The sequence below is a fragment of the Spiroplasma endosymbiont of Ammophila pubescens genome, assembly GCF_964020965.1.
Taxonomy (GTDB): domain Bacteria; phylum Bacillota_I; class Bacilli_A; order Mycoplasmatales; family Mycoplasmataceae; genus Spiroplasma.
The window spans coordinates 964666-981391 of record NZ_OZ026611.1 but is presented as its reverse complement, the minus strand read 5'-3'; the positions used below and the strand labels follow the sequence as shown (position 1 = coordinate 981391).

Annotated in this window: 21 protein-coding genes; 1 reads left to right on the top strand and 20 read right to left on the bottom strand. The window is 26.9% G+C overall.

Annotated elements, in window-relative coordinates; all coding sequences use genetic code 4:
- Positions 1 to 77: 77 nt before the first annotated feature.
- The 8 genes from ABNT63_RS06215 to ABNT63_RS06180 all read right to left on the bottom strand — a co-directional run bounded on the left by ABNT63_RS06215 (position 78) and on the right by ABNT63_RS06180 (position 7046).
- Complete coding sequence (locus ABNT63_RS06215; protein WP_348734937.1) at positions 78 to 434, bottom strand: hypothetical protein; 357 nt, start codon at positions 432 to 434, stop codon at positions 78 to 80.
- Entirely contained in the window at positions 394 to 546 is a 153-nt protein-coding gene (locus ABNT63_RS06210; RefSeq protein ID WP_348734936.1) for a hypothetical protein, read from the bottom strand. The genes ABNT63_RS06215 and ABNT63_RS06210 overlap by 41 nt, the downstream gene beginning before the upstream one ends.
- Positions 547 to 934: 388 nt before the next feature.
- Positions 935 to 2029 carry an aminopeptidase P family protein gene (locus tag ABNT63_RS06205; protein ID WP_348734935.1) on the bottom strand — a complete coding sequence of 365 codons (1095 nt, stop codon included), beginning with the start codon at positions 2027 to 2029 and terminating at the stop codon, positions 935 to 937.
- A 67-nt stretch (positions 2030 to 2096) separates the two neighbouring features.
- On the bottom strand, positions 2097 to 3875 hold the full coding sequence (locus tag ABNT63_RS06200; RefSeq protein WP_348734934.1) for a 1-deoxy-D-xylulose-5-phosphate synthase: 1779 nt from the start codon (positions 3873 to 3875) through the stop codon (positions 2097 to 2099).
- A gap of 13 nt (positions 3876 to 3888) precedes the next feature.
- Positions 3889 to 4563 (bottom strand): hypothetical protein, encoded by a 675-nt coding sequence (locus tag ABNT63_RS06195; protein WP_348734933.1) that lies wholly within the window; start codon positions 4561 to 4563, stop codon positions 3889 to 3891.
- A 6-nt stretch (positions 4564 to 4569) separates the two neighbouring features.
- Positions 4570 to 4791, bottom strand: a complete 222-nt coding sequence (gene xseB, locus ABNT63_RS06190) for an exodeoxyribonuclease VII small subunit (protein WP_348734932.1) — start codon at positions 4789 to 4791, stop codon at positions 4570 to 4572.
- Positions 4781 to 6073 (bottom strand): exodeoxyribonuclease VII large subunit, encoded by a 1293-nt coding sequence (gene xseA / locus ABNT63_RS06185; RefSeq protein ID WP_348734931.1) that lies wholly within the window; start codon positions 6071 to 6073, stop codon positions 4781 to 4783. The genes xseB and xseA overlap by 11 nt, the downstream gene beginning before the upstream one ends.
- A gap of 109 nt (positions 6074 to 6182) precedes the next feature.
- Positions 6183 to 7046, bottom strand: a complete 864-nt coding sequence (locus ABNT63_RS06180; RefSeq protein WP_348734930.1) for a formate/nitrite transporter family protein — start codon at positions 7044 to 7046, stop codon at positions 6183 to 6185.
- 378 nt (positions 7047 to 7424) lie between these two features.
- Between ABNT63_RS06180 and ABNT63_RS06175 the strand changes: the two genes are divergently transcribed.
- On the top strand, positions 7425 to 7685 hold the full coding sequence (locus ABNT63_RS06175; RefSeq protein ID WP_348734929.1) for a hypothetical protein: 261 nt from the start codon (positions 7425 to 7427) through the stop codon (positions 7683 to 7685).
- Positions 7686 to 7754: 69 nt separating this feature from the next.
- Here the strand turns inward: ABNT63_RS06175 and groL are convergent, their stop codons facing one another.
- From groL to ABNT63_RS06115, 12 genes are all read right to left on the bottom strand, one after another.
- Entirely contained in the window at positions 7755 to 9368 is a 1614-nt protein-coding gene (groL, locus tag ABNT63_RS06170; RefSeq protein ID WP_348734928.1) for a chaperonin GroEL, read from the bottom strand.
- Positions 9369 to 9389: 21 nt separating this feature from the next.
- The gene (locus ABNT63_RS06165; RefSeq protein ID WP_348734927.1) at positions 9390 to 9665 is read right to left on the bottom strand and encodes a co-chaperone GroES; all 276 of its coding nucleotides are present in this window, start codon (positions 9663 to 9665) and stop codon (positions 9390 to 9392) included.
- A 132-nt stretch (positions 9666 to 9797) separates the two neighbouring features.
- Positions 9798 to 10370: a hypothetical protein gene (locus ABNT63_RS06160; RefSeq protein WP_348734926.1), complete on the bottom strand. Its 573-nt coding sequence runs from the start codon at positions 10368 to 10370 to the stop codon at positions 9798 to 9800.
- A 111-nt stretch (positions 10371 to 10481) separates the two neighbouring features.
- Positions 10482 to 11969: an ABC transporter ATP-binding protein/permease gene (locus ABNT63_RS06155; protein WP_348734925.1), complete on the bottom strand. Its 1488-nt coding sequence runs from the start codon at positions 11967 to 11969 to the stop codon at positions 10482 to 10484.
- Between the two features lie 257 nt (positions 11970 to 12226).
- Positions 12227 to 12607 (bottom strand): transcription antitermination factor NusB, encoded by a 381-nt coding sequence (locus ABNT63_RS06150; protein WP_348734924.1) that lies wholly within the window; start codon positions 12605 to 12607, stop codon positions 12227 to 12229.
- 13 nt (positions 12608 to 12620) lie between these two features.
- The gene (locus ABNT63_RS06145) at positions 12621 to 13286 is read right to left on the bottom strand and encodes a hypothetical protein (protein ID WP_348734923.1); all 666 of its coding nucleotides are present in this window, start codon (positions 13284 to 13286) and stop codon (positions 12621 to 12623) included.
- 38 nt (positions 13287 to 13324) lie between these two features.
- Positions 13325 to 13522, bottom strand: coding sequence for a hypothetical protein (locus tag ABNT63_RS06140; protein ID WP_348734922.1), 198 nt, complete (start codon positions 13520 to 13522; stop codon positions 13325 to 13327).
- A gap of 15 nt (positions 13523 to 13537) precedes the next feature.
- Positions 13538 to 13777 (bottom strand): hypothetical protein, encoded by a 240-nt coding sequence (locus ABNT63_RS06135; protein WP_348734921.1) that lies wholly within the window; start codon positions 13775 to 13777, stop codon positions 13538 to 13540.
- 79 nt (positions 13778 to 13856) lie between these two features.
- Positions 13857 to 15503 (bottom strand): hypothetical protein, encoded by a 1647-nt coding sequence (locus ABNT63_RS06130; RefSeq protein ID WP_348734920.1) that lies wholly within the window; start codon positions 15501 to 15503, stop codon positions 13857 to 13859.
- 203 nt (positions 15504 to 15706) lie between these two features.
- The gene (locus tag ABNT63_RS06125; protein ID WP_348734919.1) at positions 15707 to 16252 is read right to left on the bottom strand and encodes a hypothetical protein; all 546 of its coding nucleotides are present in this window, start codon (positions 16250 to 16252) and stop codon (positions 15707 to 15709) included.
- 2 nt (positions 16253 to 16254) lie between these two features.
- On the bottom strand, positions 16255 to 16443 hold the full coding sequence (locus ABNT63_RS06120; protein ID WP_348734918.1) for a hypothetical protein: 189 nt from the start codon (positions 16441 to 16443) through the stop codon (positions 16255 to 16257).
- Positions 16444 to 16494: 51 nt separating this feature from the next.
- Positions 16495 to 16704: a hypothetical protein gene (locus ABNT63_RS06115; RefSeq protein ID WP_348734917.1), complete on the bottom strand. Its 210-nt coding sequence runs from the start codon at positions 16702 to 16704 to the stop codon at positions 16495 to 16497.
- Positions 16705 to 16726: the final 22 nt, after the last annotated feature.

Genomic DNA, 16726 nt, shown 5'->3' with positions numbered 1-16726 from the left:
ATACAACTAAGGGTATCATTAAAAAATAAAATAAATAAAATTTTGTCCTATTTAATGGGCACACTCCCTAATAAAAATTATTTTCTCATAAGAGATTTAATTGTTTCATCTACTGTTGATTTTAAAGTTAATTCATAAATTATAGTATCATTTTGCTGATGAGGAATAACTAATATAATTTCATATTCAATTCTATTATCTATAATTCGATCACCAACTTGATAAATAGATTTTATTTCAAGGGAATTATTTTGTTCATTATTGGTATAATCATAATTATTTAGATTAAATCCAACCTTCTCACGAAATGTTTGATTTTCTATTATTGTTGGGTCATCAAATTTTAGCGAAAAAGTATTAATTTTTTCATTATTTTGTTCTTCATCTTCAATTTTATCTTGTTTTAATTCAGTTTGAATTTTTTTTTCGATCAAAAATTGCACTTAATGAAAGTTTCTTTTCATTTTTTGATTCAGATAACATTTCTGTTGATAAAAATTTTTGCGTTGGAAAATTATTAACAAAATTTTCATCACGTTTTGGCATAATATATTCTGTCGGATTAATTAAACTCTTTGAGCGTTCAATACCACTAGTTATTTGTTCTAATTAATCTTGATTAATAATGTTTGAATTTTGGTGCCGTGATGTTCGCTTTGCTTGAATAAGGTCTAAATCTTGGCTTTAATAATCAACTGGATTATCGTTCATTTGAGTCAAAGTTGGAGCAACTGATTTTGGCGTAATTATTCCAGTAATTTTTTTAATGTCTTAACATCTTTATGCAATTTAATTAAATACTCTTGAATTTTATTCATATTTGTTTTTAAATCATCTAATAATTAGTAACAATGATAAGAATAGAAACAAAAGCATGAAAATAAAAAAGATAAGAATAAAAATTTGTGTTTTTGTTAATTTTGTTTTCATTAGCTTAAATTAAAATTAATTCACGTTTTGCTTCTGTTAAAAGATGAAATCCATTTTCGGTGACTAAAATATCATCTTCAATGCGAACACCACCTAAATTAGGAATATAAATTCCTGGCTCAACAGTAATAACCATTCCTGGTTCTAATAAGACATCGCAAAATGGTGATACGCGAGGAAATTCATGGATTTCAATCCCAACCCCATGCCCTGTTGAATGTGTAAAATATTCGCCATAACCTTTACTTATGATATAATCACGACAAATTTTATCAATCATTGCTGTTGTAACGCCCGGTTTAATTGCATGAATTCCTAAACTTTGTGTTTCATAAACAACATCATAAATTTCTAACATTTTAGATGATGGTGTTCCTAACCCAATTGTTCGTGTTGTATCAGAACAATAACCATTATAAATACATCCAAAATCAATTGTAATTAATTCATTATTCGCAATTATTTTATCAGTTGCACGTCCATGTGGCAATGATCCTCGTCATCCAGAAGCAACAATTGTATCAAAACTAGGTTTATCAGCACCAGTTTCAATAAAACTATTAATAATAATTTGTTCAACTTGACGTTCTGTCATTCCAACTTTAATTTTGTTAATAACATTATTAATTGCAATATCACCAATTGCACATGCTTGCTTTAAAGCTTCAATCTCAGAATTTGTTTTAATTGCTCGTAATTCTGAGAAATCAACTGGTTTTAAAGTAACGGATGGTAAATTTGTTGTTAAATTTTGATAAATCAAATATGTTAAGTAATCACTCTCAAAAGCTAAAGTTTTGACCTTGTTTTTAACCAAATCACTTTGTAACATTCCAAAAAAGCGAGCAGGATCATTGGTTGTCATTTCAATAACATGTGTAACATTTCTTGCTTCCTTTTTACCAGCAGTAATATATCGTCCATCTAAATACAAGATTGATTCAGTTTTTGTGAATAACAAATAACCTTCGGAAGAAGCAAATTCAGATAGTCAAAAACGGTTAACGGTTGAATGAAATAAAATCCCATCAACTTGATATTTTTCTAAATATTGCTCTAATTTTGCTTTTTTATCTAATTTTACTTTAACATATTCCATTAGCATTATTTTCCTTTTCTTCTCTATAAATTTAACTCTTATTTTTTTCATAATACAAGGATATTTCTTAATTAATTAAGTTTCTTAAAATTTCTTCAAGATTATTCATATCTTTTTTAATTAAACCATTTTCATAACCATAATGTGAAATTGTTGCACTATGATTAATTAATAAATCAATAATCTTCACATATAAACCAGTTTCTTTGATAACTTCTTCAAAAATAATAATTTGTTGATATTTTTCCATGTTAATTTGCTTTAACATTTCTCTATCAACTGGATTAATAAAGCGAGCATTAATAACATTAATTTTTTTTGTATCTAATTTTGTGATAACTGTTTTTGCTTTAATTACATTATTCCCATATGTGATTAATAAAATTCGCGCTTTAGGATTTTTAATAACATATTCTCATTGTCCAACTGAGAATGGTACTGACAAAACTTGCTGCGTAATTCCTCCTTTTGGATAACGAATAAAAAAAGGATCTTTTTTATTAATTAAAGCTAACTTTAATAACTGGTCAAACTCACCACTCGTTGCTGGTTGACTAATAATTGGTAAATCACCCATACTATTTAAAAATCCAATATCATAAATTCCATGGTGACTATCTCCATCTGCAAGTGCTAAACTAGCTCGGTCAATTAAAAAAACAACTGGCAAATGATTACGAACAACATCATGTAAAACTTGATCATAAGTTCGTTGCAAAAAACTAGCATACATATTCACAATTACTTTTTGATGGTCTAAAGCAAAACCAGCAGCTAAGGTAACAGCGTGTTCTTCTGCTAAACCAACATCTAAACAATATTGCGGATTTTGAAGCATAAATTCTTCTAAATGAACTGAAGCTTGCATTGCAGCAGAAATAAAATAAAATTTTTCTGATGCTGTTTGAAATACTTTTTCCAATATTTTTGCAACATAATAACTTCATTCATTATGTTTATTATCAGTTAAACTATAAGAATGATATTTCTCTTGTTCTGCTTGGGTTAACCCATAACCATAACCTTTTTTTGTTTTAAGGTGCAGAACAACACTTGCATTTCGTTTTTTTGCTTGACGAAGACTTTTTGCTAATTTACAAAAATTATGGCCATCCACTGTCCCAATATAATCTAAATTAAAACCAGCAAATAACCCTGGAATTGCAAAACTACGAATAATTTTTTCAACTAATAGGTGGCCTAATCATAATAATGTTAATGGGGGAATATAACGTAAAACTTTTGCAACTTTACTAGCACTACAATATAGTCATCCAGTTCGAACTTTACTAACTATTGTATGTAAAATATTAACATTTTTAGAAATACTCATTCCATTATCATTTAAAATAATAATAATTTTATTGGAAATTGTTCCTAAATAAGTTAAAGCTTCTAAAGTTAAACCATTAGTAAATGCTGCATCCCCGATCACACAAATAATATTATTATATTTTTGATTATAACTATAAGCAATTGCTGTGGATAAACCAGTTCCCGCATGACCATTAGAAAGATGATCATATTTACTTTCGTTAATATGTTGAAAAGCCGCTAAGCCATCAGGTAAGCGAATCGTTGAAAAATGTGCTTTACGATCAGTTAAAATTTTATAAGCATAAGTTTGATGACCAGTATCAAAAATAATCAAATCATTATTGTCAATGTCAAAAGTTTTTAATAAACTAATTGTTAATTCAACTGCCCCTAAATTACTAGCTAAATGTCCCCCATTTTTGGTAACTGTTTCAATAATAAGACGACGAACATCCGCTGCTAATTCAATTAAAGCTTTTGTTTTTAAATTTTTTAAATCAGTATAATGCTGATAATCTTGTAATTTCATCTTTTAACCCCACTTAATACTTTTGTAAAAAATAATTAATTTGTTGAACAAAATTATTGAAATATAATGGTGTAATTTTTCCAATCAAATAATGACAGTAAGCTGTTACATCTAATTTTATTTTATAAATTTCAACATTACTACTATCCTTTAATAACTTTCTCATTACTGTTAAATTAATTAAAAAAACAAGATAATAACCATAATTAAAATATAATTCATGATTTGGAAGGTTAACAAAAGGTTGATAAAAAACATTAGCAATAAAATTATAAAGTAAATTAAAATTATAATACATCTTAATTTTTGAATTTGTAATGTCATTATTTGCAAAAATTGTTTCCTCATAATTATCATCGAGGTAATTAACAAAAATTTTGCTTTTTAATTCCTTAATTACTTTTAAAATTTGTTCTTGTTCACGTTTTACACCGGTATGACGAATATATTGCATATGATAATAAATTAAAACTAATTTAATTAAAATAATACTATCAAAATATTCTTGCTCATCTAAATTATTTAATCGTAATAAATAAACAAAATTTTTAATTAAAATATCTTTTTCATCAAAAGTTTTAAAATCTTTTAAAATCACCCGACTTAATTTTAACTCATGCAATTTTTTCCAAATTTTAATATTATTTTTTTTAACTCAGCCACTACGTTCAAAAATTTGCCCTGCCATAATAAATTATTCTTCATCAACTTTAAAATCAGTTGGGTTATTATACTTAACAATTTTAGTGACTTTATCTTTAATATCTTGTAATTTAGTTTCCGCTAATTTTGTTAATTTAATGCCCGTTTCAAAAGCATCAATTGCTTGATTTAATGGCAATTGATTATTTTCTAAATCATTAACAATTTGCTTTAATTGTTCTAAAATTTGTTCAAATGATTTATTATTTGTCATTTTTTTCACCATCCTTATTAATTGCTTGTACAATTGATTGAATAATTCCATCTTGTACACGTGTCATTATTATATCATTATTCTGAACATCATTGGTTGATGATATCACATTTTTATTTTCATTGTAAGTAATACTATAACCACGAATTAATGTTTTTAAAGGACTTAATAAGTCTAATTTACTTATTAAATTATTTTTATTATGTTCAATTGTTAAAATTTGTTGTTGAATTGTTCTTACTAATTTTTGATAATAATTTTGAATCATATTTTTACTTGCTATAAAAAATGTTTCTTGTAAAACATTAAACTGCTTTAATAATAATTGATAAGAATGCTTAGATTGTGTATATAATGCTTGGGGTTTTGTTAAAACATAACTATTTTTTAATTCGCTTAGTTTATTTTGCATCTTATCAACTTTGCCTTTAATAAGATTAATTAAATGACGGCGTTGTTGTTGTAAATAATTAACTAATTCTTTCTGATCAGGTGTTGCTAATTCAGCCGCCGCCGTTGGTGTCGGTGCTCGTAAATCACTAACAAAATCAGCTAAAGTAAAATCAATTTCATGACCAACAGCTGAAATAACTGGGATAGTTGCTTGATAAATTGCTTCAACAACTTCAAGTTCATTAAAAGCTCATAAATCTTCAATACTGCCCCCACCACGACCAACAATTAATGTATCAAGCTGCGGAGTAAATGCCTGTGCTGCCTTAATTTTTGCTCGAATATCATGTTTTGCGTCACTTCCTTGCACTAAACTTGGAAATAAATAAATGTTTGCTTGGGGAAAACGGCGATGAATTGTAGTAATAATATCACGAATGGCAGCACCAGTTGGAGCTGTTATTACACCAATATTATTTGGAAACCGTGGAATTGGTTTTTTTAAAGATTGATCAAACCAACCTTTTTTACTTAATTCTTGTTTTAAGGCTTCATATTTTAAAAACAAAGTACCAACACCTTGTAAAAATAAAGTAACTACTTGTAAACTATATGTTCCTTGCGGCTCATATACCTTAATAGAACCTGTTGCAATAATTTTTAAACCTTCTTTTAATTTAAATTGTAAGTTTTTTGCATTAAACGCAAACATAATTGCCCGAATTTGGGCTTTTTCATCTTTGATTGTAAAATAAACATGTCCTGAAGAGTGATTTGTAATATTAGAAATTTCTCCTTGTAGAGAAATATTAATTAAATTTGGTTCTTGTTCAATTATTGTTTTTAAATAATAATTAATTTCACTAACTGTATAAATATTTTTATTCATTTTCCCCTCCATTATCAATATCTTCCAATTAATAATATCATTGAAACAATAAAATAATTAAAAAAGAAATGTTATTAAAGTAACAACATTTCTTTTTTTTCAAAAGCAATTAAAGTGTTAATTTTTCTTTTACATCTTTTCGATAAATAAAATAATATAAAAATGGTAAGAAAATTCCTCCACTTAAGAAATTTCCAATTAAAGTTGGTAATTGAACATTGTAAGCAAATTTTCCAAAATCTGCTCAACCACCACTTGTTCCAAAAATTTTTAAAAATGGTTGTAAAAATCATAAATATGAATTAGCAACTACATGCGAAAATCCAGAAATTGCAAAAGCCATAATAATTAAATTTACAACAAAGAATTTAGCAACGGCTGATTTAGTTGTATGTGCAGCATAAATCGAACCAGCAACTAAAAAGTTACATAAAATGGCACTCCCAAAGTTTTCTCATCATTTGTGTTCTAATTTTCCATTAATTAAGATTACCGCATTATTATAAAAATCAGTTTCAGAACCAGGCGTATTATTTAAAAAACCACCTCACGCTGTTAAACCAGCCATCACTAAACAACCTAGGAAATTACCACTTAAAACAATAAATAAATTACTAACAAATTTTCCAACATTTAATTGTTTTTTAAAAACAACAATTAATGCTAAAGAATTTGATGTAAACATTTCTCCCCCAAGAAAAACAATCATTGTAATTGCAACAGTAAAGACAAGACCAAATACTAAACTTTTTAAACCAATTGGGATATTATCTCAATTTCCCTTTGTTGCCGTAATTGCAGCAATATAACCAAATCCAATAAATAAACCAGCGGCTAAACCCATTAAAAAGGTTTTATAAAATGAACTATTTCCTTTTTTTAACGCATACTTATAAATATTTACAAAACTATCCTCATTGCTATAACTATCGGAATTATCTACTTTTTCTTCTTTTTTAATTTCGTCCCTCATTTTTTCTCCTCTTTTTCACATTTTATTTCTCTATAAATAATACTTTATTATTCTATCATAAAAAATAAAAACCTAAATATAATCTAAACTTAAAATAATTAATAACCAGTATTTTTAAATAAGAAACTTTTTAATGTCATTTATCTAACAATAATTGTTTTTATCATCCACCATATCAAACAAGACCCAAAATTTTTAATATATAAAAATTCGGTAAAACAAAAAGGTAAATCACATAAACCCTTCTTATTTTCTTACAAATCGTTTTTTTATTACCCTAAGGCAAATGTTTTACAATTTCATTATAAAAAAATTAATATAATTTACCTGTTAAGGTAATGAATGATAAATTTTACAACTTAGAAAGGGTAAAAAACTATGTTATTTTTAACAAATATAACAAAATCACAAGAAATTTGAAACAAAATTATTTCAATTGTAATGCCATCAACAATTGCTGTTATCGTAATTATTTTATTATGTTTAATTATTAAATATCTTAAAATTAAACGAATTATTTATACAATTATTTTATTAGTAATTATTGCTTTAATTTGTATTGCAATTTGATATTTTAAAGATGATATCTTAGGAATTGTTTCAGAATATATTAAAATTGAGAACATAAAAACATTATAAAGCTAATAAAATAAAAATAAATTTATAAAAAGACTGATTTCAATCAGTCTTTTTATAATGTTTCTTTAATTAAATTCCTAAGTCAGGATAACTTGGTGCTTTTGGTTGTTTGTCTTCATCATTATTTACTACAGCAGCTTCCGTTGTTAACAACAAAGCACTAACACTACCAGCATGTTGTAAAGCATAACGTGTTACTTTAACTGGATCAACAATTCCCGCCTCAATCATATTTTCTCATGTATTTGTTGCAGCATTATAACCAAAATTGTCATTTTGTTCTTTTAATTTATTAATAATAATTGAACCATCAACACCAGCGTTAGCAGCAATTTGACGAACTGGTTCTTCAATTGCTCGTAACACAATATTTAATCCTAATTTTTCTTCATCATTTAATTTTAAATTTCCTAATTTTTTCCCAACTTGTACTAATGCCGTTCCACCACCAGCAACAATGCCTTCTTCAACAGCAGCTTTAGTTGAATTTAAGGCATCTTCAATTCGTAATTTTTTCTCTTTCATTTCTGTTTCAGTTGGTGCACCAACTTTAATGATTCCAACACCATTCGCAAGTTTAGCTAATCTTTTTTTCAATTTAACTTGCTCAAATGTTGATTTTTCATTTTTGATTTGATTACGAATAAATTCTTTACGATCTTCAATTTCTGCACGTGTTGCTTTTCCTTCAATAATTGTTGTCGTATCTTTTGAAACAATTACTTTTTTTGCCGTTCCTAAATCATCTAAAGTTAAAGTTTTGAAATCCATTCCTAAATCACCATTAACAAATTTACCTTTTACTAGCATAGCAATATCTTCCAATAAATCTTTACGGTTATTCCCAAATTCTGGCGCTTTAACAACACAAATATTGAAAGCACCACGCATTTTGTTTAGTAATAATGTCGGTAAAACATCACCATCAACATCATCAGCAATAATTAATAATGGACGTCCTTCTTCAACAATTTTTTCTAAAATTGGTAGAATTTCTTTCATATTACTAATTTTTTTATCAGTAATTAAAATATATGGATTTTCAAATTCTGTTAACATTTTTTCACTATCAGTTACCATGTATTGTGATAAATATCCCTTATCAAATTGTAATCCTTCAGTAACACTTGTTTCAGTATTGATTGTTTTTGATTCTTCAATCGTAATAACCCCATCATTACCAACTTTAGCCATAATTTCAGCAATTAAGGCACCAATTTCAGGATCTTTTGAACTAACACTCGCAACTTGTGCAATTTCTTCTTTTGACTTAATTTCTTTTGCTGATTGTTTTAATAAATCCACAATTGCTTTAACTGTTTTTTCAATTCCATTACGAATAGCTACAGCATTTGCACCAGCAGTAATATTTTTTAATCCTTCTTTAACAATTGCTTGAGTTAAAACAATTGCCGTTGTTGTTCCATCACCAGCAACATCATTTGTTTTATTAGCAACTTCAGCAACTAATTTAGCTCCCATATTTTCAAAATGATTACTTAATTCAATTTCCTTTGAAATTGTAACACCATCATTCGTAATTAATGGTGAACCATAAGTTTTTTCTAATAAAACATATTTTCCTTTTGGTCCTAAAGTCACTTTTACTGCATCAGTTAATTTATTAATTCCATTAAGTAATTTCATTCTTGCTTCTTCAGCAAATTTAATTGATTTTGACATATTTCTATTCCCCCTTTAATTTTATTCTTCAATTACGCCTAAAATATCTTCATTAGAAATTAAGACTAATTTTTTATTATTAAATTCAATTTCAGTTCCGGCATATTCGCGATAAAGAACTTTATTATTTATTTTTCCTTCAAAGGTCCCATCTTTACTAACTTCAGTACTAATTGCAATTATTTTTCCAATATGGCTTTTGTTTTTTTCATCTTCTGGTAAATAAATTCCATTAATAAATGTTTCTTTTTTTTCTTCTTTTTCTAAGACAATATTTTTTCCTAGTGGTTTAATCATATAACATTCCTCCTTATTAACATGACTATTAGCAAATGGCATATGTAACTGCCAATAATATATTTAACAAATTTTATTAAAAAATGCAAGTATTTTTATAATAATATAAATCAACTTTTTGCTAATTTTATTTTAATAAACCATTTCACCTTCATCATATCTAATATTAGTTGAAAGATACTCGGATAAGATTCGTTTTTCATGTTTTCCATGATAAGTTTCTCAAACAATAATGTTTGGTAATATTTTTGCAACAATTTGTATACGATGTTTTTTGTCACTATCATTTCAAATCGCATTAATTTTATTTCAATTATTTCAAATCAAATTAACGAATGATGACATATATTCTAATCTTCTAATTCTTCCATCAATGGAAACATTTCTTGCTTCAGAAAATATCTCTGCAATAAAAAAATTAATAAACTCTTTTTTTGTTTGTACAATAGTACGATAAATAATGATTTGAGTTCATAATATTGGTCGAAATGAAGCATATAAAATTTTAGTATCTGTAAAAATACTTTCTAATGACGCTTCAATTTCATCTTGATTATCATTGAAACTTCTTTTAACCCTAGTTTCTTGTTTAACATTATTTGCTACATTTCCTTGGTTGTCTTGACTCATAAAATGGACATTTATTAATAACGAACCGATATTAATAATACCAACTAAAATTAGTCATAATGTACTTTTTTTCATTAACAATTTTCCTTTCTCTCTATGTTTTTAATTGATATATTTAAATCTTATCGTATTAATTAAAAAATAAAAATCTCTCAGATTGAGAGAGATTTTTATTCTAAAAAAATTTTATGCTTGTCAACGTAATTTTCATCCAGCAACACTAACATATGTTCCAATTAAAGCAAGTGAAACTCCTAAGTATATCCCATATGTTGGTGTAAAGACAAAGTTTTGACCATTTCATGCTTTTAAAAATGGATCCATAGTATATTTAAACGGATTAATATAAGTAACATATTTTAATACATCACTACTATTAATTAACTCAGCTGGGATAAAAGCACCACTTAGAAAAACAATTGGCATGAAAATAACATTTGACCCTGCAATAAATGATGTTGTTGATTTAAAAATTGAGGCTAGCATTAATCCTAATGCTATTGTTGAAATAAATACTAAGATAACGAACGGAATTGCAGCAACAAAATTATTTGGTGCAGTAATTTCTTTTCAACCAAAAGTTGATCCAAATAAAATACCTGCTCATAATAGTGTTCATAAGAATGATAACACAATAAAAATCATTCCAACAATCATTACTGAAAAAACAAAAAAGACTGGTTTAATATTTGTAGCTCCAATACGCTTCATTAAGACACTATTCTTAAATTCTAAAATTGTCTGCGGAATAATAAAAATTCCAACTGACATTGCTTGAACCATTGCGATTGAACCAACTAAAGTATGAATGTTTTGTCCTGGATTATTATTTAATTGCTTAAAAGCAAATCCATTTAAAAATAATAATAAAATTGGATAAACAATTAAAAAGAATGGAACAAAAAAACCTTTGTAATAGTATTTTAACATTAAATCAATTAATGGTTTATTTTTACCGCGTAAACGTCCATCACAAATCCATTTATCAACTTTATTAACCCGTGAATTTGTTTTTGCTTTTTTAACTACAGATTGATATTGTTGTTCTAAATCAGCTTTTTTATTTTTCTCAAACATTTGTCACGTAAAATTATGCACTGAACCATATTTTGCGACAATGTCTTTGACTTGACCAGCTTCTTTAATTTGACCATTGTGAACATAAATATATTTTTCACAAAACTCTTCAACTTCACTCATCATATGTGTTACTAAAAACATCGCTTTTCCTTTATCAACAATATTCTCTTGTAAAAAGTGAAAAATTTCTAATCAAACTTCAATATCTAATCCAGTTAAAATTTCATCTAAAATAACTAAGTCTGGGTCATGGATTACTGATAATAAAATATTTAATCGTTGTTGTTGGCCGTCAGAAAAACCTTCAACAAATTTATTTTCCATTCCAATTAATTGATATGTTCGTAACAATTCACGTAAATGCCTATCTTTCATTGGAATATTAAAGGTATTTAAATAGTATTTAATCATATCCATTACTGAAATCCCAATTGGATATTTTGATTCTTGGAACTGTAAACCAATTGTTAAATTTTCTTGTCGATGGACTTTACCACTTGTTGGTTGGCGAATTCCACCAATAATTTCACTTAATGTTGATTTACCAATTCCATTGGCTCCAATTACCCCAATGCGATCACCTGGATTAATCACTAAATTAACGTTATTAAAAGCAACTTTATTTTTATATTTTTTGTAACATCAACTACTTCTACTAGTGGTTTTGTTGAATCAATTGCTTTGCGTTCCTTTATAACTACTTGTTTCATAGGTTATCCCTTTCCTAGCTATATTTATTCAGTTTTAATTAATAAATACGCTCAGAACATTTTATCAAAAAAAAAAAAAAATACAAAAAGGATATAAATATCCATTTTTATTTGTATGAACTCATTCTTATATTTTAGAAATTAAACTTGATCTAAGACTGAATTAATGTAACTAAAATCAGTATCTTCGCCATATAATTTTAAAATTTCTAAACTTTCATTAATGACAATTGCCTTTGCTAATTGTTGATAACAAATTTCATAAACTCCATATACTAAAACAGCCTTATGATAATTACTTAAGCGAGCAAAATTTCATCCTGGTTTTAAATGTTGATTAATTTTCGCAATAATATCTGATAGATTTGCTAATATTTCCTCAACTTGAATTGTTTCCGTAGAAGTTGTTACCATTTGTGAGAAATCATATGCTTCTTGTTTTGTTGTTAAAACATCATGTTGTAAAACAAAGTGACGATATAACAAATTAATAATATTAATGCGTTCTTGGCGTTTTGACACGTGACATACTCCTTTAAATATAATGATATAAACAAAATAAACTACTTTTTTGTAACCGATAATTATGGCGATGACTATGCTCGCTTAACAAATGATGTAACATTAAAATTGTTTCATCGGCAAAAAGATCAATCGTTAAATCATCGTTTTTTTCAATATGTTTTATTATATCACTTCAATGCATTTCTTGCTGATTAATTATTTGAATATTATTATAAGGCACCAAGTCAGTAACAATAAATGGTTTTTTACTATTAATCACAACCAAATTAATTATAGCAGTACGTAAAAATTGTTTTGCATCAAGTAATTTAACCATCCGATTAATCATAAATTGTTGTGTTACAATTGGCGAAGTAATTAAACCTTTCCTTTTCTCTCACATTGGAGTTGTTAATGTTGTTGTTACTGGTTCAGATAATGTTTTGATTTTTAAAAAATAAAGATTTTTTCGCGTTAAAATTAAGCGTGGAAAATAATATGTAATACGGCTAAAATCATCATAAAAAGCAACATTTTTAAAATATCATATATAATTAACAGTCCGAACATATCGTTCAATAATCTTATCAAAGCCATAATATTGCTCAGAATATAACTCTTGTTTTCAATTCAACGGTGGTAAACCAAGCTCCTGTCGAATTTTAACTAAATAACGTCGTTTTTTAAATGTTAACATCTTATTTTTCCCTTCTTTAAATTAAGTAAAAAAGAAATCTATGATTTCTTACGATGTCAAAAATGATTAGTTCGTTTTTGATACGAATATCGATATTGAATTTCATCTTCTTCTGTTAATTTTTCAACTAATTCTTCATTATATCGACGTGCTAAAGCTTCTTGATAATCAAAGATTTTTTCTTGTACCCGAACATGAATCACATCTACTAATAATAGAGCTTTAATTTCTGCCAACTTTAAAAATCTAATTTATTTTGCATGTAAATACATTAATTTCCCATGTAATTTAACATTTATTAATAAAATATATTCCTTTTTATTACATGCCTCTGTAACATTATCTTCAGTATAAACATTATAACTAAGAAAATGATTTTTATCTTGTGCATTACCTGCAAAAAACATTTCATTGGGGTCAATCCGATCAATGCAAATGATTTTTCCATTGCGTAAAAAGTAAAGATGCCCTGTTTTTATATCTCCTATCATTTCTCGTTACCTCCTATCTCCTTAAGGTTTATAAATATTTGGTTAATACTTAACGAGGTGATAATTAATAATTAATACACTATTTTCTACTACGTGCGTCTTGCATTAGTTTTGCTTGCACTCGTAATGATTCAATTAAAAGTTGTCGATTTTCTTTAACTTCATCGCGAATTTTTAATAACCGTCGGAATTCCTTTTGACGTTTAATAAACTCTTCAAGGTTTCCTTTTGTATCTTTATATTTAAGCACTTGTTTATTTAGCAATTTAATTTCAGCATATTGCTTTTGGTTTAATAGCATAACATGCTTACGTAATAGGGAAATTGATTCACTACGGTTTTTTAAAATTGCATCGTTTAATTCTTCATCATTAGTTTTAATTGCTCGTGATAAGTTAATAGCTCGATTAAAATCAGCTAATTCTTGAGAAATTTGACGATTATATCCTTGTTCATATTGACGTCGAACTTCAAATAAATATTTCGTCATTTTTTGATCATAAACTAATAGTTCTTCAATATTTGGCCGTTTTGTTTCATCATAACAATGATTATAATTTGTTTTTTTGTAAAGATCTTTATCAAACAATAATTCTTGTTCATCAGTTATTACTTCGTTTGTTTGATTATTAATCGCTTTCTTTGCTTTTGCAGTTTCTCGATCTTTTTTTCTTTGTTTATAATTTAGTTTTACAGCAAAAGTTGCTTTTAATTGTTCTAATTGCGTTTGCTCTGCATCAATCAATTTCTGAAAACGACTTTTATTTTCTAATCGTAAAATTAATCGTTCTTCAATTGATAATGGATCTTCTGCTGTCCGAATTATTTTAACTGGCTTTGGTTTTGGCGGAGTAATATCTTTTTCAGCAAATTCATTTAAACTAATTTCAACTGGTGATTGTTTAATTAAACGAACAAGAATTTCATCATCTCCTTTTTCAATTTCAATTTTATCATTTGGATCAACAACAAAATCAACAATTGATAAATCATTCCGTTTAATTTGAGAAATTTGTTGTGCCAAGATTGGTCGTAAATCACGACGAATTGTTGTTACTTCTTCTGTTTCTTTTCTACGAATAATTGTTTTAGGTTCGTCTTCAAACGAGTTTGATAATTCTAATTTATTTTTAACCTGATTAGCATCAAAATGATTTCAGGTTGAGAAAGTAGAAAACTGGTCATTAATATGCTCACTATCTTTTGATGGCGGTTTCATTAAATTTTCTGTTTTAGAATTGGCATTTTTAACAGACATTTTCTTCGGCATACTCGTTTGCTCAGTAGTAATTGTTATTTCTTCTGTTAATGACATTACTGGTGAAAATTTTGGTAAGAAAGGCTTTGATTTTGACCCTGCTTTCTTACTAACTGCTTGTTTTGCTTTATGATTCTTTAATCTTTGTAAAACAGGAATTTCTTTTTCAACCCGATAACTATAATCAATAAATTTACTTTTAGCTCTTTGCTCTTCTCAAGTATTTCTTTTTTTATCCTTTAAACGAATAACACCTGTTTTTTTAGTTCCAACAACTTCGTTAATATATTTTTGTTTTAACGCTTTGTATTCGGCACTATTTTCATCTAATTGTCCCAATAAAACCTTGATTGTTGCCGGCGTTAATTTTTTATCCATTAGTTCTGTTGTATCTCGATCAGAATCAATAATGTTTCCATAATTGACACGAGAAGTTACAACAGATTCTGAGTCTTTTTCTTTTGCCACTTTCTATTCCTCTTTTATCTATTTTCTCGTTTTTTGATACTTACATATATTATATAAAATTTTTGCACTTTTTTAAAGTTTTTTTTTTACTAAAAACCTTGCTTTTTTTAATAAATTATTTATAATAATATATCTTTTTTAACTTAAAGATTATCAGCGTGATTTTGGGCCTTTTTTGTGAAGATAACGCTGCCTCTTACTTTTTATTTATTTTTCAGTTGATAGCAGCAAAGATTCTTGTTCTTGTGGTTGATGATATACATATTATATTCATCTAACAATGCACGACCAATTTTTCGCATAAAAATAGTGCCATAATTATCTTCTGCTGTTGAAATTTTATTAATGTCATTTCTATTTTTAAATACTGGCTTTGCTTGCAATTCTAATCCAGTAACTTCACTATTTAATATTTTTTTATTTATCTTTGGTAATTTAACTGGCTTTGATAATGTAACCAAATATTCTTCTTGTTTTTTTAATTCATTTAATCTAATTTGTTGTAAATCACGAAGCGCTAACTCTTGTTGACGTTGTACTTGTTGTATTTGAATTTTATTATTATTTGCTAATGCTTGTAATAATTGTTTTTGAACAATAGCATCTGCCTCTTGCGCTCATAATTCTTTCTCTCGCGCTCATTGTAAAGCCACATCAGGTCTTTTCTGAGGATCAATACCACTTGATGTTACAACTTCATCAAAATATTTACGAATTAATTCGACTGTTGAAATTTTTTTATTTTCCATTGTTAATTCTTCACCACTTTATTGTTACTACTTATTGTTTCACTCTTTTCATTATTAGAGTTTTTAACTAAAAAGCCAATAATAACCTTTTTTCCTTCAGCACGATATTTTTCAATTAAAATTTGTGGTAATGGTTTAGGTTTTACTTTTTTATTATTAAGTTTTTTTTGATAACGCCGTTCTTTACACATATTTTTTTGAATTAATTTTTCTTTTAATAAACGTTGATGAAGTTGTTCTAACTAACGCCGATGAATTTCACGAATTTCACGAGGATGATATCCTGCATAAGTATATTGATTTTCCGTTAAATCAACTGTTAAATCAGGTGTTTTTGTCGAATAAGCATAATCAATTTGATAATCTTTTAATTCTTTCCGTGTATATAAAGTCAAATCTGCGTCTTTTCTTTTAGTAGGAATAAATGTTTGATTATTTACTTCTGCTATCAAATTAGATTGTTTTTTTTGTTAT